Genomic DNA, 19,388 nt, shown 5'->3' with positions numbered 1-19,388 from the left:
ACCGCCGGGCATTCATATATTATCGTGTAGCGTTCTGCACAGAGAGTACCGGCGCAAAGAGCTGACCCAAGGCCTGGACCAGTTTCAGAGGCTGGTTGGCAGATGCGTTGCCGATGTAGATCAGATCCTTGTCCCGCATCGGAAACCGCTGTGCCAGGAAGTAATTTTCCGCCTTCATCATGTTGATCCGATAGGCCACGGGAAAGAAGGTCGGTGCCGGTGTTGTCAAAGCGGAGGCGGAGCCATCGGCGGGAGCCGGAAGATCAGCGTTCGGCACCATGCGGAATATGAACACCGCCTTTGGATCGGCCCGGTTGTCATTGGGGCCGCCCGCACGAGCTAAAGCCTCTGCAAGGGTCAAGGTGCGACTTTCGAACGGAATCTGCGATATTCGGTCAAGAGCGCCGAAAACCGTGAAGGTGCGTGGCTGGCGGATCAATTCGATCCGGTCTCCACCAAGCAGGACTAGGTCGCTGGGCGAACCCGCCACGATGCTGTCCAATGGCTGTTCCGCAACACGCGCGCCCCGCGTGAAACGGACAGTGACATCCTGTGCGCCGGTACCTGTCGCCGTGGCAACGCCGGTCTGCACCGCGCGGTTGATCCCGCCCTTTTCGGCAATTGCATCCAGCAGACGTTCGCGCGCCAGAGTGAGCGGCAGGCGGCCCGGATTTGCGACGTCGCCCATAACCACGACTGCATTGGACACGTTGCGACGAAGCGAAACGATAACCTGGGGACTTTGCGATTTACCCTGGAGACCCGCGACAATCCTGTCCTGCACCTGCGCCGTCGTCAGGCCGGCGACGGAAATGGTTCCGACATAGGGCAGGCTGATATTGCCGTCACGATCCACAACAACGCCGCTGCCGCCCACCGTTTCGCCGTTCGCCGACGTTCCGGCATCATAGTCTATGATGTTGCTGGCAGAAGCCCCCATATTGGCGCGCCCGCCGAACAGCGTGACGCCAACCTCATAGATTTCGACCGCAAGCACATCGCCCGGACCGATAAGGTCAATATTGCCATTGGAGGCCAGAGTGGCCAGCATGCCGTTCGGGTTAGGCGCGTTGGACAATGCATCGATATTTTCCGGTGCGATATCGACAATCTTGAAGCCGAGCGCATTCTGTTCTGCGCTGCGGGCGATCTGGCTTCCGGTCGGGCCATTGCGAGGCAATGTCGCGCAACCGCTCAACGCGGTCGCCGCCAGCAGAATTATTCCTGGGCGGATACGTCGCGTCCAGCGCTTAACATACATGACATCACTCCAATACTACTACGGGGGCAGCTTCCTACCGAAGCTGATACATATCGATATGCGCTTAGCGCTTGCCGACATCCTGGTAAAGTTGACGAATGCGGTCGGCAAAGCTGGTTAGCGAAAACTTTTGTGCCTGAAGAGGCCCTTGTACGCAAAGTCGGGTGCGCAAGTCAGAATCCATGTCCAACCGCCCTATCCCATCCACTATGGCATTTATGTCATATGGATCGACTGACAGAGCAGCCGCACCAGTCACTTCCGGCAAAGCGCCGGTCGTGCTGGACAGAAGCGGCACACCAGCAGTCAGCGCTTCCAGCGCGGGCAGCCCGAATCCTTCATAGAGAGCGGGAAACAGACAGGCTTTTGCGCCATGAAGAAGGTCGGTCAACAAGATGCGCGGCACATAGTCGATGCGTCGAATGCGATCGACGCCGGGCAACTTTCGGCCATGCGCCATGCCCAGCAGTTTGAGCTCACGATCCGCATGCCACGCCTCTGCCCCCACTATGACAAGTGGGGTGGCTATATTCGCTTCAAGATAGGCCTGGATCACACGTCCGAGATTTTTCTTCGGCTCGATCGCACCGAAGTAGAGGAGATACCCTCTCATCTCCAGGTCGAACAATTGATGCAGCCGGTTGGGTAGCGCGGCGGGATCGCGCAGCGAGGGCATGTCGCTGGCCTGATAGCAGTTGGTAATCCTGGTCGGATCAGCCTGCATCAGTTCTATAATATCGGTACGCGACTTTTCCGACACCGTGACGATATGATCGGCCTGCGCCACGCAGGCGCGAACCAGTCTGTCATAATAGCGTTTGTCTTCAAGGCTGGCGCGCGGCAGCCGTAACGGCACCAGATCATGCAGCGTATAGATATTACGCGCGCCCGCCAGGCGAACCGGCAAGGGATAGGTCCAGTGCATGATCGCCGGCGGGTTCGGCATCCTGACCGTCATGAATTTCCCGTATCGCCGGAAATGCCTAGCGCAGACATCATAAAGTTCCGCGCGGTTGAACAGCCGGTCAAAGGATGGAAGACGATTACTCCCTTCCGATGACACCGTGCGCCCGGTTACAGAAATTTCGACCATATCATGGCTGAAAGGGTGCACGCGCCAGCGGCGCATACGCCGCCGCATGGTCAGGCGACTGGGCGAATCGGCCCCCAATTGTCCGAAAAACAATGACTCCCGCAGATCATCGTCCGCCTTGCGCGGAATATTGAGCCCGAACAACAGGTCGACCGGATAGCCCAATTCGGCTATTGCGGCCGCCAGATTACGCCCATAGGTCGCAACGCCGGTTCCCTGCGGCAGTGCCAGGTTATAGCCGTCCAGACCAATGCGCATATCCGCCGATGATGTGTCAGTCATGCCATTCCATACAGTTTCAAAAGCCGTTGTGCATAGGCTTCCAATGCGAAATACCGCGCTCTTTGAAGCCCCTGAATAACAAGCCGGTCGCGCAGCATGGTATCGCCGTCGATCGCGATCAGGCCGTTGCGCAATGCTGCGATATCATGCGGATTGACCAACAATGTCGCACCGCCGCCAACCTCTGCCAACGCCGGGACATCGGCAGACAGGACCGGTGTACCAAGCGCCATCGCTTCGGCAACAGGCACGCCGAATCCTTCGGCCAGCGACACCAGGATCAGAGCGCGCGCGCCGGAAATCAACGAAAGCACTGTGTCGCGTGGTTGCAATCCCAGTCGCATCGCACCAGGCGTTACCCGAATGCGGTCATCGATGTTCGCAGCATCCAATCCATCGGGACCTGAAATGACCAACGGCGTTGTAACCCCGCTTGCGCGATAAGCATCCAGCAGGCTGACCAGGTTCTTGCGCGCTTCGACCGCACCTACATAAAGGAGATAGCCATCGGGACGGAGCCCAGTCGGGAGCAGTTCTGGTCGCCCGTGCGCAATATCAATACCCTGATGGCACAACATTACCTTGTCCTGCGGCCATCCCATAGCCGCCAGTATCTGTATGCGCGCCGCTTGCGACACTGTCAGAAATTCGCCACCCGATGCCGACAGGCTATTGAGCATGTCGAGCAGCCGACGGCCGTTCACCGGGGTTGGAACAGCCGGATCGAGCGGCATGACATCATGAACAGTATATATGTTGCGCCAACCACGGACATGTAGAGGCAGCGGATAGCTCCAGTGCATTATACCTGGCCGTCCAGGCAGGCGAACAGAGAGCGGTCGTTTATACAGGCTGAAGAAAACCTGCGCCTCACGGAAAATATCGCGGGCATGGTACCCCCCCACCCCCGGCGTAGCGGCGCGGGTCCATGGGCGTACGGCCGCCAACCGCTTGGCATATTTCGATCGGCGTGCATCAACACCGCCGTCCGCCAGGACAAGAGGTGGGATATCGGCTGACTGAAGTGCCAGAAACAGGGCTCGGGCATATTGCCCGACCCCCGTGCCGGCCCCTCCGTCATCCAGCAGCCGTCCGTCAATGCAAACGGGTAGATCCATATGATCCGTCATCGCATGTGTCGCATTGCCCGATCAGGCCGACAACATGTCAGGATGTCAGATCCACTAGGCTCATAGCTTCGTACAGTTCCTGACGCGCCAGCAGATTGTCGGGTTTGGTATAGCCGATGGCACCGATGCCAACGACGAAGTCACGCTTGTCATCTTCATATTTCGGGTAGGATCCATCGACATTAAACCTCAGATGGATCGCTCCGTCATCTCCGATGGTAGCCATAAGCCTGATGACCTGACCAAGGCTCACATTATGCATCCTGACCGATTTCATTTCGTCGCCCGAAACATCATCGAATATCGTCAGCATGCAATCATTAGCGCCTGGCGCCACCGACACCTGAAGATAGACCAGAACCGAAGAGCCAGGCGACATGTTGGTCGGTATGCTGAAGAAGGGCTTTGGCCCCCTTAACCACATGCCATGATCTTCAGATCCATACAGGAATGTGGATTCGACCAGTATCCGCCTGGGGGTATGAAAATATTTCGCTGTGTTTACAATGCTTCCCGGCGAAACCTTGAAGGACAGCATCTGGCCTTCATCGAGATTGGCCTGAAAAGGCACGATGTCGATATCCTGGTAGATTTTGATCTTTTCCAGGAAATCCTTGCCCACATCATTCCAGGTTGTGGGAACGAACTGATCCTGAATCATCTTCGTCCGCGCATTCCGATAATTTCCATCGGTTATCATGCGACGAAACACATCTATGCCCTGCGTGATGTTGAAGGGGTCGACATAATCAACCAGATCGCCGCCGACTTCAGGAATGGAGGATGTATCCGATGCAATGCATGGACGGCCATTGAGCAGGCTTTCGCCCACCGGCAGCCCCCATCCTTCGACGAAACTGGTGAAGACGGAAAAGTCGCAATTGGCGTAGACCGCGTTCAGTTCGCTATCCGAAAGATTATGCGCGATGTGAAGGCGCCCGTCGAGGTTGTTAGTTGCCTTCAGAACATCCATCAGCCCGCTGATCTTCCAGCCATGCCGACCCACAAAGACAAGGTCAGGCACGTCAACCCCCTCGGCTATCAAACGCCGCCAGACATTGACCACATACAGATGGTTCTTGCGGGCTTCGATCGTCGAGACATAGACGGCATAGCGTTTCCCTTTGATCCGCCGCAACTGCTCCGGCCACTCGACAGCCTCATCGGCCGAACGTGTCAGATGGTGCGCCAGCGGCACGGTCATCATCGGGATCTGACGGCCGCCATTTCGGGCGATGAATTCGCCCAGAGCCACCCGCGACGCGTCCGAGATGGTCAATATGAAGTCTGCAACGGCGCATAGTTCGCAGATCGCCATCGAGAAATCGGTGACCAGCGCTTCATCGCAGAATTCGGGGTGGGTGACGGGGATGATATCATACACATAGGCGCCGATCCGCACCCCGTTGCGCTTGGATCGAATGAAATCTCTGACGCTGTTGCCCAGGCCCCAGAAAGCACCCAGGAGGAGGATGGTGCTGCCTTGCGACGGCCGCACGCGGACCGCCGCGTCTTCGCATGCCACAACCATGGTTTGCAGCGTATGGTGATCGACATGCTTGCCCGACGCATATTCGATGATCCGCAGGACCTCGCTGTTGTCGACCATCCAGAATTCGCCAGCGGGCAAAGCCTGTTCGACGGCATTGCCGACGATGAAGCGGACATTGACTGCCTCGTCCTTGATAGCGTGCAGCGCAATCCCGGCCTGGACACGCTGAATGCCGGACATGGTGACATGCGCTTTGAGATAGCCAAACAAATCCTGGATCGCGAAGAATACCGTGCCGCCGCCCATTTCTTCGGCAGCCGTCGCCTTGCTATCCTGCCGCAGGAGACGGATGTTCCTGATCGCCTCCACATTGGGGGCGATATTATTGACCCGCTGATAGGCAGCAAGTGCCTCCTCGAAACGGCCAAGACGACGCAGCAGGTCCGCCAAATGGATATTGGCGTCCTGATCATCGACATCCAGATCGACAGCCATCTGATAGGCTTTCGACGCCTCCTCCAACTGCCCCTGCTCTTTCCAGGCGTGGCCTAGTTGAACCCAGATCGGCTGATCGGCGCCATTCGCTTCGAGATGCTGCGTATAGGCACTAACCGCCCCCGGCCAGTCCTGCGCGTCCCGACATTGATTACCCTTGCGGCGATAGTTCACTTTCTGATTATTACTCAGTATTTTAGAAAGCATGCCATGCTCCATAGAGAACCCCAAAGGTAATGTCTGTGGCCAAACCCCTTTTGGGCCAGTGCCGGTCGGCCCGCAAGCGTAGGGATGTTGCCGATCAAGGTGTCATTCTGGCGACTATCCCACGCGCTTTGCTTTTACTAGCCATATTGCTGATTGCGCAGGTCACGCCCTGCAGGGCGGCCGAACCTCCGCGTAGAAATGGCTGTGCGGCGGTATTCGCGCTGGCTGGTTCGGGGCGCGATGCCGGTCCCGCATTGCAGGCATGCGTCAACGCAACGCCCAGAGGCGGAACGATCGCCATCCCGCCGGGACGCTATCTGATCGCCACCCCAGTCCGTATATTGCACCCATTGATATTGCGGACGCAGGGAAGAACGCTGCGGCGCCACCATGTTTTGCCGACGAAAGCCGCTGCGCATCCTTCCACCTCGCCATTGTCCCCGGATCAAAAACAGGGGCCGTGATGCCGTTCGACATAGACAGCAGCGGAGTCCAGATTGACGGCATGGTCTTTACAGGAACCAGACTGAGCCACCCTGCCCTATCCGCACAGCGCTGCACGTCGGACAAGGATAAGCCAATGGCCGGTGGCCTGAGGATCAACGGCAGCAAAAACATGATCACGCGGTCAGTGTTCCGCGACATGGCCTGCTATACCGCGATCGAATATGGCCGAGGCGAGGATGTCGTCATCAGGCGCAATCTGTTCAGCAGTAACGGCACGCATAATATACAGTTGCATTGGGCGGACGGGCTTACGATCCATTCAGGCACGCGGTTCCAGGTGACGGACAATCGGTTCAGAGGCAATGGCGATGTCCAGCTCATTCTCGGAGGCTGCGCCGATTGTATTGTGACGAACAACCGGTTCTACCATAGCGGCAGCGCCGGAGGCGGCTCCTTTGCCGAACTGATGCTGCACGCATGGCCCAAAGCAACCAGTGGCGATTTCATAGTCACCCGCGTGACAGGCAATTACATCAATTGCGGCCCGCAGCAGCGATGCGGTTTTGGTATCATGATCGGAGCCGCGCCCTGGTATGATACACCCACCTTTGGCGGAACAGTGTCCGGCAACACGATCCGCGGGGTCATGCTTGCCCTGAATGTCGACGAGCTGACAGGGCTGATGACGATCGAAAATAATGACCTCAATCTCAGTTCGGGTACCTCCCCCTCGATGTGCGGCCCGCATCGTATTAGAGCGGTTTCCACTCATTCCGGTTCATATCCGCACGATTTGAAGTAATTGGCGCATTCGTCGGGCTGGAAGATATCGACGAGCTTTCCTATCAGGCCCCAAAGCCCGCTGACGGTTCGCTCGCCTGCTTTGCGCAGCATTGCCTTCAGCCGGGAGAACGCCTTCTCGATTGGGTTGAAGTCCGGGCTGTAAGGTGGAAGGAAGCGCAGGGTTGCACCTGCGGCCTCGATGAGCACTTGGACCGACGCGCGCTTGTGGCTCGACAGGTTGTCCATGATGACGATGTCGCCCGGTCGCAGTTCCGGCACAAGCACTTGAGCTACGTAGGCTTCGAACCAGTCGCCGTTGATCGGGCCGTCGAGCACCATCGGCGCGATCATACCGGTCATGCGCAGGCCGGCCACCAGCGTGGTCGTCTTGCGATGGCCGTGCGGGAAGCCCATCCGCAGACGCTCGCCTTTGGCGCAGCGGCCATAGCTGCGGGTCATGTTGGTCGCCGTCCAAGTCTCGTCGATGAAGACCAGGCGTTCTGGTTCCAGATCGAGCTGACCGTCGAACCAGTGGTGACGCTGTTTCAGGACGTCGGGACGGTCTTGCTCGATTGCGTGCCCGGTCTTTTTTTCCGCGTGATGCCGTGGCGCACGAAAAAGCGATGCAGCGTGCCGATCCCGACCGGGGCGCCCCGCTCGATCAATCGAGCCTGAACTTCGACAAGGGTAATGTCGCCCTGTTCGGCAAGCAGTTCACGGATGAAACCGCCATGCGCCTCAATCCTGTCCGAATGCCGGTCTCCGCCACGTGGCTTGGCAACAGTTCCAGCGCGCGTTGCCGCCAGCGGATCGCGCTCGATGCGCTGACACCAAACCGGTCAGCCGCAGCCCGACAACTCAAACCCGCATCAATCGCAGCAATGACCCTGTCCCGCAGGTCCTGTGAAAGCGTTCGTGCCATCCATGCTGGCCTCCTGTCACCAGCAGACAGCGTGAATCACATCAGCGCAGCGAAGGGAACCCCTGCCGATTCAGTTCGTGTGGAAACCGCTCTAACGGAATCAGGGCCAACATATCTCCCGCATCACGCGCCTTCATGGCGCAACCGCCTTCAAGGGAAACCTCCTCTGCCCATTATTGCATCCTCAATTTCAGGATAGAACCGTAACCGTTGGATCAGGATGGTTGTCACCCCCCCCAAATTTCGGCATGGAAGGTCTGTAGCGAAGCATTATCTCCAAAATGGATTTCCAGAGCGTGATCAAAAATATAGTTGTTTCTTTTTGATGACAAACTAAATAAAAAAATTATCTAACATTGAAAAACCAGGAACGGTTTCACATGGCCTATTCGAAAAAGAGAGTATTAGTTACTGGTGGAGCCGGATTTCTCGGATCACATCTTTGTACACGGCTCATTGAAGAAGGTCATGACGTGTTATGCGTCGACAATTACTTCACAAGCCGAAAGCAAAATATCGATCACCTTATCAGTCATCCAAGGTTTGAAGCTATTCGTCATGACGTCACGTTCCCACTCTATGTGGAAGTAGACGATATCTACAATCTCGCATGCCCCGCATCGCCGATTCATTATCAGTTCGATCCTGTCCAGACGACGAAGACCAGCGTCATGGGCGCGATCAACATGCTGGGCTTGGCGAAGCGGGTGAAGGCGAAGATTTTCCAGGCAAGTACCAGCGAAATCTATGGTGAACCACAGGTCCATCCCCAAAAGGAAGATTATTGCGGCAACGTCAATACATTGGGTCCGCGCGCCTGTTACGATGAAGGCAAGCGCGTGGCCGAAACATTGTTCCTGGATTATCATCGCCAGCACGACGTGAAGATCAAGATTGCCCGCATCTTCAACACCTACGGCCCCAAAATGCATCCGCAGGACGGAAGAGTTGTCTCCAACTTCATCATGCAGGCGTTGCGAGGCGATCCGATCACGCTTTATGGCGATGGTAGCCAAACCCGTTCCTTTTGCTTCGTGTCTGATCTCATCGAAGGCTTCCGTCGCCTGATGGATAGCGACGATGCTGTGGCGGGTCCCGTCAATCTGGGCAATCCATACGAAATCAGCGTTAAGGAACTGGCCGAGCGCATTATAGCCATGACAGGTTCCACTTCCGAACTGACATTCAAACCTCTACCGCAGGACGATCCGACCCAGCGCTGCCCGGACATTGGCCTGGCGAAAAGCGCGTTGGGGTGGACCCCTGTAGTTCCATTGGAAGAAGGCCTCGCCAAGACGATCGACTATTTCAAGAAATTCGTATCCTGACGAACGCTTCAAGAATCTTATAGGAATTTCAATGCTCGACGGCGTCTCGATTTTACAGCTTACGCAATTGCAGGAGATTACTGGTCCACATTGCAATCCATATCTGACGATAGCTGTTTCCGGCACGCTGGCGGCAAAGACATTGAATTTTGCTGTGACCGACATATCCGGCGGCCTTCCGCATGATCGTGTTCTTTCGACCATCGATTATCTGCGGCACCTTCATCATGCCCTTCCCAATCAGGTGAAGGTGCATGACAGGCCTGTTGATTTTGTGTTTCAGGCAGAAGATGTACCTGTGAATATTCCAAGCGTATCATGGGAAACCCGGAGATCCTGGGACCAAATCATATTGGTTCCAGATCTCTATTATTTCACCAGTCAGGGATATGAAGATGCTTTCATTGGCACCACGCCATGGAACATGCGGCAAAACAAGATCATATGGCGCGGATCGACGACGGGCCTCTTCTATCAGCGCCTTGAGGACATTGACCAACTGCCCCGCTATCAGCTTTGCGTCGGCGTCTCCGGCCTAGGCGATATTGCCGATGTAGGTCTCAACGCCGTGGTCCAGGCGCTGGATAGTGAGCAGGAAGCCCTGATCCACGAACGCCTAACCAGAGAAAATCTGTTCAAACCTTTCATACCCATGCATGACATGGCGCAATATCGCTACATTCTCGACATCGATGGAAATTCGAACAGCTGGAATTTCATCATGAAATTGCGGCTTGGGTGCTGCGTCCTGCGCGTTGAAAGCGAATGGCAACAATGGTTTTGGCCGAGACTGTCGCCATGGGTCCATTATGTGCCGCTTGCCAGAGACCTGTCAAATATTGGCGAAATTGTTGAATGGTGCCTGTCGCACGAGGCGGAATGCGAAGAAATTTCTAGACAAGGAATGGAATTCGCACAAACAATGCGTTTTTCTGATGAAATGAGAATAGCGGCATCTAATATATTCACGTCGTAATATGACGCATTGAAAATCACTTTCAGATTTTTAATCTGATATATTTGATAATAATCATTAATCAGTTACCATTATAACAATGATTAGATAATTCAGATTATCGAGAATTAGAAGTGGCTCGGTTTGTCTGAACAGCCTTTCAAGTTTGATAAGTGGATCGTTTGCGGGTTGGTTGTTCAAGCTGTCGCCTGCGGGGCGTCACTCCGGCCGGGCTACGCCCGACCTCCATGACGCCCCGCAAGTCGCGGCGAATTCACGCTGCCACGGCCTGTGGCAGATTGTCAAAGTAGGTTTGATCAGGCGTACGCCCACCGAGGCTCGAGTGAGGTCTCCGGGCGTTGTAGAAGCCCAGATATTGGCCGATCGAACTGCGCGCTTCGCTGACCGAGGCGTAGGCGTGCAGGTAGACTGGACACCTCGAAAAACTCGTGGCGCCTGACGGCCTGAAGTGATTCACTGCCTTTGTGCGATAGCGGAGGTGATGATGGCAGGGCAGCCGGGTTTCTTCGATCTTTCGGACCGATATGAGGCGTTGAGCGCGGCGGGCGATCCGCTGGAGCGTCTGGCGGCAGTCGTGGACTTCAAGGTTTTCCGGAGACCGCTGGTAGCGGCGCTGGGCCGTAGTCCTCGCAGCAAGGGCGGCCGTCTGCCCTTCGATCCGGTCCTCATGTTCAAGATCCTCGTGCGGCAGGCGCTGTACTCGCTTTCGGACGAAGCGACCGTTCCCGATCAAGGAGAGGTGGCCTGGAGAATCTGCACACTGAGATAATTGGATTTTCTGCCTCGGAGCAGCCAGGAAGGCTGCGAGACAGGAGCAGAGAATGAGCAGACGACCCCGGCGCAACCACAGCCCGGCATTTAAGGCGAAGGTGGCGCTTGCCGCGATCAAGGGCGAGAAGACGCTGGCAGAGCTGGCGCACGACTATGATCTGCATCCCAACCAGATCACGACGTGGCGCACGCAGTTGCTCGAAGGGGCGGCGGGCGTGTTCGGCTCGGAGAAGGCGTCGGACGAACCGGCCGTCGACGTGAAGACGCTTCACGCCAAGATCGGCGAACTGACGCTGGCCAATGATTTTTTGGAAGGCGCGCTCGGCAAGGCAGGTCTGTTGCCGAGCGCAAAGCGATGATCGATCGAACGCACACCTTGCCGGTGAAGCGGCAGGCGAAGGAACTGGGGATCAGCCGGGGCAGTGTCTATTATCTGCCGCGGCCGGTTTCATCCGAAGACCTCGCAATCATGCGTCGCATCGACGCGTTGCATCTGGAGTTCCCGTTCGCAGGAAGCCGGATGATGCGCGACTTTCTTCGTCAGGAGGGCATCACGATCGGCCGCTGCCATGTCGCGAGCCTGATGAAGAAGATGGCGATCGAGGCGGTCTATCGCCGTCCCAGCACTTCCAAGCCGGCACCAGGACACAAGATCTACCCCTATCTCCTGCGCAAGCTTCCGATCGTGAGGCCCAATCAGGTTTGGGCGACAGACATCAGCTACATCCCCATGGCCAAGGGGTTCGTCTATCTCGTCGCCATCGTCGACTGGTTCAGCCGCAAGGTTCTCAGCCACCGGATCTCGATCACGCTGGAGGCCGACTTTTGCGTGGAAGCGCTCGAGGAAGCCCTGGCGCGCTATGGCAAACCGGAGATTTTCAATACGGACCAAGGCAGCCAATTCACGAGCCAGGCCTTCACCAGTGTGCTGATGCGAGAAAAGATTGCCATCAGCATGGACGGCCGCGGCGCCTGGCGCGACAATGTCGTGGTCGAGCGGCTGTGGCGCTCAGTGAAGTACGAGGAAGTCTACCTGCACGCCTACGCATGCGTCAGCGAAGCGCGCAGTTCGATCGGCCGATACCTGGGCTTCTACAACGCCCGGAGACCTCACTCGAGCCTCGGCGGACGTACGCCCGATCAAACCTACTTTGACAATCTGCCACAGGCCGTGGCAGCGTGAATTGGCCGCGACTTGCGGGGCGTCACTCCGGCCGGGCTACGCCCGACCTCCATGACGCCCCGCAGGCAGCAGCTTGAACAACCAAACCGCAGACGATCCACTTATCAAACGTCAAAGGCTGTTCAGACAAACCGAGCCACTTCTAGGATCACCTCTCCCTCCAGCGTTTTCTGGGTTTCGGGCTCGACGGCACGGTGCCCGATGCAACGACAGTGCGGCTGTTCCGGGAGCGTCTGGTGACGGCGAAGGCGATCGATACGCTCTTTGCCCGCTTTGATGCCGCGCTCACGGACCGTGGATACCTTGCCATGGGCGGGCAGATCATCGACGCTACCGTGGTGCCGGCACCCAAGCAGCGCAATACCGAGGAAGAGAAGGCGGCCATCAAGAAGGGCCGGATACCCGAGCGCTGGAAGAATGGCCCTGCGAAGATCCGGCAGAAGGACCGCGATGCCCGCTGGAGCGTCAAGTACACCAAGGTCAAGGAAGGCGCGGACCCCAAGGCCTTCAAGCCGGTCGATCTGGCCATCCCGATGTTCGGCTACACATCCATCACAATAGAGATCGTTCGGAAATTCGCTGACCAGACCGGGTTCGTCTTCCATCCCAGATGATGGGTGGTCGAACGAACCTTCGCATGGCTCAATCGAAATTAACACTTGGCAAAAGACTTCGAGCGAACCATCAAATCCGCAACTGCACTTCTATATGCCGCTGCTGCCGTCGTCCTCATCAGGCGCATCGCTCGTTACGCATGGGATTCAAGACAGTCTTTCAGCCTTTATGGAGGCGGGAATAATTCAGTGTCACCTCGATGCGGTTGATCAAAGATCCATCGCATCAAAGAACTTTTCGATACTTTCATGGGAAAGGCTGTAAGCTTGTGCCCCTGTGTCGGCGATCCATTCTTTTTCCGGCAGCAGTAGGACAGTCGAATGACGTTGAAGTGCACTGATTCTGAGTTGAACGTCATTTGGACATCTTATCATTCCAACTACAGTAGAATTAGATGAAAATAAAGAATTGTGAAGGGCAGATCCATACTCTCCAACTATTTTTTTTGCGCCTTTGAAAATTTCAATCTGTTCTGAAAATCTAAGTAATTCAGGCTTTATTAATTCATATCCTCTGGATACCGCATAAGTCTCAAAATAAACTCTATCAATTAGCTTTTTAAGAACTCCATCGGTATTTCCCTCAAAATTCTCACGTGATATACAAATTTTCCTATTTGGAGCTAGAGAATCAGATATAGGATAAAATTCTTTCATAGCAGGATGGAAGTGATAACTTCCATGAATATAGCTCGGAACCACTATTTTACTGAATACAATAATATCATTATTAATATCATAATATAGAATATTTTCTTTTCTTAATCCTGTCATGGTCTCAATTAAAGTCAGAGCCCAACTTGGCGTGTCTATAGGGAGAGGAATAAATGCCCCTTCAAGATTTTTCCCATAGATTTCCTGTGCAATCTGGACACCTCGAAAAACCCGTGGCGCCTGAGGGCCTGAAGTGATTCACTGCCTTTGCGCGATAGCGGAGGCGATGATGGCAGGGCAGCCGGGTTTCTTCGATCTTTCGGACCGATATGAGGCATTGAGCGCTGCGGGCGATCCGCTGGAGCGTCTGGCGGCCGTCGTGGACTTCGAGGTTTTCCGAGAACCGCTGGTAGCCGCGCTGCGCCGTAATCCTCGCGGCAAGGGTGGCCGCCCGCCGTTCGACCCGGTCCTCATGTTCAAGATCCTCGTGCTGCAGGCGCTCTACTCGCTTTCTGACGAAGCGACCGAGTTTCAGATCAAGGACCGCCTCTCGTTCCAGCGCTTTCTGGGGCTAGGCCTGGATGGCACGGTGCCCGATGCGACGACAGTGTGGCTGTTCCGGGAGCGTCTGGTGAAGGCCAGGGCCATCGACAGGCTCTTTGCCCGCTTCGATGCCGCCCTCACGGACCGGGGCTACCTCGCCATGGGCGGGCAGATCATCGATGCCACCGTTGTACCCGCCCCGAAGCAGCGGAACACCGAGGAGGAGAAGGCTGCCATCAAGGAGGGCCGGATACCCGAGCGCTGGCAGAATAACCCTGCGAAGATCCGGCAAAAGGATCGCGATGCCCGCTGGAGCGTGAAGTACACCAAGGCCAAGGTGAAGGAAGGCGCGGACCCCAAGGCCTTTAAGCCGGTCGACCTGGCCATCCCGATGTTCGGCTACAAGAACCATATCGGCATCGACCGGGCGCATGGCCTGATCCGCACCTGGGATGCCAGCGCTGCCAATGCCCACGACGGCGCGCGATTGCCGACGCTGATCAGCCGGGGCAACACGGCTTCGGGCGTATGGGCTGATACGGCCTACCGCTCGAAGAAGAACGAGGCCTTCCTCGCTAAAGGCATGTTCACCAGCCACATCCACCAGCGCAAGCCGCACCGCCGAGCGATGCCTGAGCGTATTGCACGCGCCAATGCCAAGCGGTCCGCGGTCCGCTCCGCCGTCGAGCACGTCTTTGCCGGGCAAAAGCACCGCATGGGTCTGGTGGTGCGCACCATCGGCATTGCTCGTGCCCGTATCAAGATCGGCATGACCAACCTTGCCTATAACTTCCAGCGCCTGGCCTGGCTCGAGGGGCGAATTGCGCCCGCGTGACGCCAAAGACGGCCTGTGAAGGCGCCGCACCGACGAAAATCAGCAGATCAGACCCCGAAACCAAGGCTCATACTTCCCTCTTGAGCCTTCAAGCCGCCATCATGCCGAAATCAGACGGTTCTTCGAGGTGTCCATCTTGATCCGCGGAATGAAATCTACAAGCCAGTGACCATATACACGATACCCCGGCCCAATAATGGAAATACCGGTTTTTTCAGAATTAATTTTATTAAGAGATGACGAATTTAAACTGTTCATGGCATAATCATATGCGACATCAGCAATATGGGATGATTCTCTTATATATTGGTCACCATGAAAAAGGAGGCCGTGATTACGCATTTTTACGTCGCGAATTTCATAGCATCCGATTTTATCAATTGTTTTCTCTATAGAGTTAACATGAGAGAACCAGGATACCATATCCGGATTGTCAGTTATCGTTTGCAATGAAGAAGGGGGGGGGGCTTTTTCAGCAGCACGCCATTCACGAAAACCTTGCGCGCCAAAGCCGGTCATTGATGACATCGCTTGTGAAGCCGCGAGGTCATGAATAGCGATGTGTGCAAATCCTGTCACAGTTGAATTTCCATTATTGCAAAAGAACCTTCATAGAGCGAGCCTAGCTTGCAGTAAGCTGCTTAAGGAAGGGATATTCGAACTGCAATGTCCGATACGGCCATGAGAACGCTTCTCTGCGCACAAGCCCTCCTTTTCCGCTCACTACCGAGACATGGCCGCGAACCGTGATGCTGTCGATCATCTGGATGTCGCTGTCGTGGGCAGCAGTGATGGCATCTATCATCCTATCCCAGACACCTGCGTTCCGCCATCGCACGAAGCGATTGTATCAGGCGGTACGTGGCCCGTAGCGTTCGGGCAGGTCGCGCCACGGCGCGCCTCGCAGCGCCCAGAAGATGCTGTTCAGCACGCGGCGATCATCGACACGCGCTGCGCCTAATGGCAGCCACGCTGGAATATTACTGGATTTGGTCCCTCATATCTCGTCTGTATCCGACAGAGGGTGACGTGCCCCCCGGATTTTCCTCCAAGCTTGATTAGAGTCTGGCCTGATGGAAGGACGGACAAATGAAGCGAGCAAGGTTCACAGAACAGCAGGTCATCGGCGTGCTGAAGGAACAGGAGGCTGGCGCGAAGACTGCCGACCTGGCTCGTCGCCACGGGGTATCGGAAGCGACGATCTACAACTGGAAAGCCAAGTATGGCGGTCTGGAGGTTTCGGAGGCCAAGCGATTACGGTTGCTGGAGGACGAGAACGCCAAGCTGAAGCGATTGCTTGCCGAGGCGATGCTGGATAATGCCGGGCTGAGGATCTTCCGCAAAAAATTGGTAACGCCCTCTGCCAAGCGAGCGGCGGGCGTGCCGTGTTATCAGCGCTGGCCGGAAGAGCATGCGCTACCGGTCACAGCGAGAAGATGATGCTGACCTTCGGTTGAAGTCGCGTGAGCTTGCGCAGCAGCGCCGTCGGTTTGGCTATCGTCGGCTGCACATTCTGCTGCGGCGTGAGGGCGTGGTGATCAACCGGAAGAAGACACAGCGGCTCTATAGCGAGGAGAAGCTGGCGGTCCGACGCAGGCGCAACCGGCGCCGTGCAATTGGCGCGCGAGCACCGGCTCCGGTGCTTGCGCTATCAAACCAGCGATGGAGCCTGGACTTCGTCCATGATCAGCTACAGGACGGCGGTTCCGAGTGCTCAACATCGTCGACGATATAACCCGCGAGTGCCTGCGCGCGGTGCCGGACACGTCGATCTCAGGGCGTCGGGTGGTGCGTGAGCTCACCGAGCTGATCGCCGAGCGCGGTAGGCCTGGGATGATTGTCAGCGACAACGGCACCGGGCTGACCTCGAACGCTGTCCTCGCCTGGTGCAGGGCGGTCGGGGTGGAGTGGCACTATATCGCCCCGGGCAAACCGATGCAGAATGGTTACGTCGAGAGCTTTAACGGTCGGATGCGCGACGAGCTGCTGAACGAGACCCTGTTCCTGAGCCTCGACCATGCCCGGGTGGTGATCGCCGCTTGGGCAGAGGATTACAAGGGACTATCAGGAATTTCGTGTGCGGCGAGGCATAATGGGCAACAAGGAGACCCAATATGTCACGACGGAAAGAACCCTCGATACCGAACGACATTCTCGATCAGTTGCTGGCCGGCACTGACGCGGCGGCGGCGCTCAGCCAGGGCGGCTTGCTCGATTCCCTGAAGAAGGCTTTTGCCGAACGGGCCCTCAACGCGGAGATGGATCATCATCTCGGGCACAATGACCAGGTCGGCAACAACCGCAATGGCTATGGTCGCAAGACGGTGACGACCGACAGCGGGCGGATCGAGATCGAGGTGCCGCGCGATCGAGCCGGCAGTTTCGATCCGCAGCTGATCGCCAAATACCAGCGGCGCTTCCCCGGCTTCGACGACAAGATCATCTCGATGTATGCGCGCGGCATGAGCACCCGGGAGATCACGGGTCATCTGCGCGAACTATATGGCATTGATGCTTCGCCCGATCTGATCAGCACGATCACCGACGCTGTGCTGGAGGAAGTCGCGGCCTGGCAGCAACGCCCGCTGGACCCGGCCTATCCGCTGGTCTTCTTCGATGCGATCCGGGTCAAGATCCGCGATGAGGGCATGGTCCGCAATAAAGCTATCCACATCGCCCTGGGCGTCATGGCCGACGGCACCAAGGTAATCTTGGGGCTATGGCTGGAACAGAATGAAGGCGCCAAATTCTGGCTGCGCGTCATGAATGAACTGCGCAACCGCGGCGTCGAGGACATCATGCTGGCCGTCGTCGATGGCCTCAAGGGCTTTCCCGACGCCATCAATGCGGTCTTCCCCGAAGCGATGGTCCAGACATGCATCGTACACTTGCTGCGAAACTCGATGGATTTCGTCGCGTGGAAGGATCGCAAGGCGCTCGGAATGGCTCTGAAAGCCATCTACCGTGCCGTTGATGCAGTGGCCGCCGAGGAAGCGCTGACAGCCTTCGAAGCAAGCTTCTGGGGGCAGCGCTATCCCGCCATCGGCCAGAGTTGGCGCCGAGCATGGCCCGAGGTCATCCCATTTTTCGCCTTTCCTGATGAGGTCAGGCGGATCGTCTACACCACAAATTCGATAGAAGCCTTGAACTCCAAGCTTCGCCGCGCTGTTCGTGCCCGGGGCCATTTCCCCAGTGATGAGGCCGCCACCAAGCTGCTCTATCTGATCTTGAACCGATCGGAAAAAGAGTGGAAAATGCCACCGCGCGAATGGAACATGGCGAAGGCGCAATTTGCCGTGCTCTTCGGCGAACGTTTCATCAGGGCCATGACGGCCTGATGGTCAACCGCCTCGCCGCACACGAAATTCCTGATAGTCCCGATTACAACCAGGAGAGGCCGCACTCATCCCTTGGATACGACACCCCAGCGGCCTTCGCCGCTGAACTGAATAAGCAATGGCCTGCTTCGCTACGCCCTACGGGCTCCGCTGCGCAGGCCATTGCTCAACCCGCGCTCATGCGCAACAAAGCCGCCCGGCTCTAGAGCGGTTTTCGATCAGTCTGGATCATATCCGCACGAGCTGAAGTAGTTGGCACATTCGGCGGGCTGGAAGATGTCGACGAGCCTGCCGATAAGGCCCCACAGGCCGCTGACGGTGCGCTCGCCTGCTTTTCGGAGCATGGCCTTGAGGCGGGCAAAGGCCTTCTCGATCGGGTTGAAGTCGGGGCTATAGGGTGGCAGGAAGCGCAGCGTTGCCCCTGCCGCCTCGATCCGGTCGCGGACAGCAGGGCGCTTATGGCTCGACAAATTGTCCATGATGACGACGTCGCCAGGCCGCAACTCCGGTACGAGAACCTGCGCGACATAGGCTTCGAACCAGTCACCGTTGATTGGACCGTCCAGCACCATCGGCGCGACCATGCCGCTCATGCGGAGGCCCGCGACCAGCGTGGTGGTCTTGCGATGGCCATGCGGGTATCCCATCCGCAACCGCTCGCCTCTGGCACAACGCCCGTGGCTGCGGGTCATGTTGGTGGCGGTCCACGTCTCGTCGATAAACACCAGGCGTTCCGGCTCCAGATCGACCTGGTTCTCGAACCAGTCGTGGCGCTGCCTCAGGACGTCGGGGCGGTCTTGCTCGATGGCATGCCCAGTCTTTTTTTGCGCGTCATGCCCCGCCGCGCGAAGAAGCGGTGCAGCCCAGCGACCGACACCGTCAGGCCCGCTTCGGACAAGGCAATGCGCAGCTCTTCGAGCGAGATGGACACCTCGAAGAACCGTCTGATTTCGGCATGATGGCGGCTTGAAGGCTCAAGAGGGAAGTATGAGCCTTGGTTTCGGGGTCTGATCTGCTGATTTTCGTCGGTGCGG

13 protein-coding genes and 8 pseudogenes are annotated in these 19,388 nt (G+C 56.8%); 11 read left to right on the top strand and 10 right to left on the bottom strand.

Going from position 1 to position 19,388, the window contains the following annotated elements; genetic code table 11:
- Nucleotides 1-19: 19 nt before the first annotated feature.
- The 4 genes from VHN57_RS20855 to VHN57_RS20840 form a co-directional block, all read right to left on the bottom strand.
- Nucleotides 20-1,261, bottom strand: a complete 1,242-nt coding sequence (locus VHN57_RS20855; protein WP_423285195.1) for a polysaccharide biosynthesis/export family protein — start codon at nt 1,259-1,261, stop codon at nt 20-22.
- Nucleotides 1,262-1,325: 64 nt separating this feature from the next.
- Nucleotides 1,326-2,636, bottom strand: a complete 1,311-nt coding sequence (locus VHN57_RS20850; RefSeq protein WP_423285193.1) for a glycosyltransferase family 4 protein — start codon at nt 2,634-2,636, stop codon at nt 1,326-1,328.
- Nucleotides 2,633-3,766: a glycosyltransferase family 4 protein gene (locus VHN57_RS20845; RefSeq protein WP_423285191.1), complete on the bottom strand. Its 1,134-nt coding sequence runs from the start codon at nt 3,764-3,766 to the stop codon at nt 2,633-2,635. The genes VHN57_RS20850 and VHN57_RS20845 overlap by 4 nt, the downstream gene beginning before the upstream one ends.
- 37 nt (nt 3,767-3,803) lie before the next feature.
- Nucleotides 3,804-5,960, bottom strand: coding sequence for a glycosyltransferase (locus VHN57_RS20840; protein ID WP_423285189.1), 2,157 nt, complete (start codon nt 5,958-5,960; stop codon nt 3,804-3,806).
- Between the two features lie 262 nt (nt 5,961-6,222).
- Between VHN57_RS20840 and VHN57_RS20835 the strand changes: the two genes are divergently transcribed.
- Entirely contained in the window at nt 6,223-7,209 is a 987-nt protein-coding gene (locus tag VHN57_RS20835) for a right-handed parallel beta-helix repeat-containing protein (protein WP_423285187.1), read from the top strand.
- Here VHN57_RS20835 and VHN57_RS20830 read toward each other — a convergent pair.
- A pseudogene (locus VHN57_RS20830) lies at nt 7,176-8,112 on the bottom strand (IS630 family transposase). The gene VHN57_RS20835 and the pseudogene VHN57_RS20830 sit on opposite strands and share 34 nt — an antisense overlap.
- Before the next feature lie 380 nt (nt 8,113-8,492).
- On the opposite strand from VHN57_RS20830, the gene VHN57_RS20825 reads away from it, so the two are divergent.
- Both VHN57_RS20825 and VHN57_RS20820 read left to right on the top strand, forming a co-directional pair.
- Nucleotides 8,493-9,440 (top strand): UDP-glucuronic acid decarboxylase family protein, encoded by a 948-nt coding sequence (locus VHN57_RS20825; protein ID WP_423285185.1) that lies wholly within the window; start codon nt 8,493-8,495, stop codon nt 9,438-9,440.
- A gap of 31 nt (nt 9,441-9,471) precedes the next feature.
- Nucleotides 9,472-10,416: a glycosyl transferase family 90 gene (locus VHN57_RS20820; protein ID WP_423285183.1), complete on the top strand. Its 945-nt coding sequence runs from the start codon at nt 9,472-9,474 to the stop codon at nt 10,414-10,416.
- 253 nt (nt 10,417-10,669) lie between these two features.
- Here the strand turns inward: VHN57_RS20820 and VHN57_RS20815 are convergent, their stop codons facing one another.
- Nucleotides 10,670-10,912, bottom strand: a complete 243-nt coding sequence (locus VHN57_RS20815) for an integrase core domain-containing protein (RefSeq protein ID WP_423286080.1) — start codon at nt 10,910-10,912, stop codon at nt 10,670-10,672.
- On the opposite strand from VHN57_RS20815, the pseudogene VHN57_RS20810 reads away from it, so the two are divergent.
- The 4 genes and pseudogenes from VHN57_RS20810 to VHN57_RS20795 form a co-directional block, all read left to right on the top strand.
- Nucleotides 10,901-11,137, top strand: a pseudogene (locus VHN57_RS20810) (IS5/IS1182 family transposase); the annotation flags it as partial. The gene VHN57_RS20815 and the pseudogene VHN57_RS20810 overlap by 12 nt on opposite strands.
- Before the next feature lie 100 nt (nt 11,138-11,237).
- A protein-coding gene (locus tag VHN57_RS20805; protein ID WP_148564904.1) for an IS3 family transposase occupies nt 11,238-12,370 on the top strand; the annotation gives its coding sequence in 2 pieces (ribosomal slippage) (nt 11,238-11,499 and nt 11,499-12,370; 1,134 coding nt in all).
- A 146-nt stretch (nt 12,371-12,516) separates the two neighbouring features.
- Nucleotides 12,517-12,915, top strand: a pseudogene (locus VHN57_RS20800) (transposase); the annotation flags it as partial.
- Nucleotides 12,916-13,125: pseudogene (locus tag VHN57_RS20795) on the top strand (transposase); the annotation flags it as partial.
- Between the two features lie 69 nt (nt 13,126-13,194).
- On the opposite strand, the gene VHN57_RS20790 reads toward VHN57_RS20795, so the two are convergent.
- Entirely contained in the window at nt 13,195-13,758 is a 564-nt protein-coding gene (locus VHN57_RS20790; protein WP_423285181.1) for a glycosyltransferase 61 family protein, read from the bottom strand.
- Nucleotides 13,759-13,927: 169 nt separating this feature from the next.
- Between VHN57_RS20790 and VHN57_RS20785 the strand changes: the two genes are divergently transcribed.
- Entirely contained in the window at nt 13,928-15,016 is a 1,089-nt protein-coding gene (locus tag VHN57_RS20785; protein WP_423286078.1) for an IS5 family transposase, read from the top strand.
- Between the two features lie 99 nt (nt 15,017-15,115).
- On the opposite strand, the gene VHN57_RS20780 is transcribed toward VHN57_RS20785, so the two are convergent.
- Both VHN57_RS20780 and VHN57_RS20775 read right to left on the bottom strand, forming a co-directional pair.
- Complete coding sequence (locus VHN57_RS20780; RefSeq protein WP_423285179.1) at nt 15,116-15,595, bottom strand: hypothetical protein; 480 nt, start codon at nt 15,593-15,595, stop codon at nt 15,116-15,118.
- A 127-nt stretch (nt 15,596-15,722) separates the two neighbouring features.
- Nucleotides 15,723-15,980, bottom strand: a pseudogene (locus tag VHN57_RS20775) (transposase); the annotation flags it as partial.
- 125 nt (nt 15,981-16,105) lie between these two features.
- Here VHN57_RS20775 and VHN57_RS20770 point away from each other — a divergent pair.
- The 3 genes and pseudogenes from VHN57_RS20770 to VHN57_RS20760 form a co-directional block, all read left to right on the top strand.
- A pseudogene (locus tag VHN57_RS20770) lies at nt 16,106-17,239 on the top strand (IS3 family transposase).
- Nucleotides 17,131-18,354, top strand: a complete 1,224-nt coding sequence (locus tag VHN57_RS20765) for an IS256 family transposase (protein WP_423282641.1) — start codon at nt 17,131-17,133, stop codon at nt 18,352-18,354. Before VHN57_RS20770 ends, VHN57_RS20765 begins: the two are co-directional and overlap by 109 nt.
- Nucleotides 18,355-18,395: 41 nt before the next feature.
- A pseudogene (locus VHN57_RS20760) lies at nt 18,396-18,560 on the top strand (IS3 family transposase); the annotation flags it as partial.
- Between the two features lie 12 nt (nt 18,561-18,572).
- On the opposite strand, the pseudogene VHN57_RS20755 reads toward VHN57_RS20760, so the two are convergent.
- Nucleotides 18,573-19,369: pseudogene (locus VHN57_RS20755) on the bottom strand (IS630 family transposase); the annotation flags it as partial.
- Nucleotides 19,370-19,388: the final 19 nt, after the last annotated feature.

It is taken from the genome of Sphingobium salicis subsp. salicis, assembly GCF_049472635.1.
Classification (GTDB): Bacteria; Pseudomonadota; Alphaproteobacteria; order Sphingomonadales; family Sphingomonadaceae; genus Sphingobium; species Sphingobium yanoikuyae_A.
This window is presented reverse-complemented; position numbering and strand designations above follow the sequence as displayed.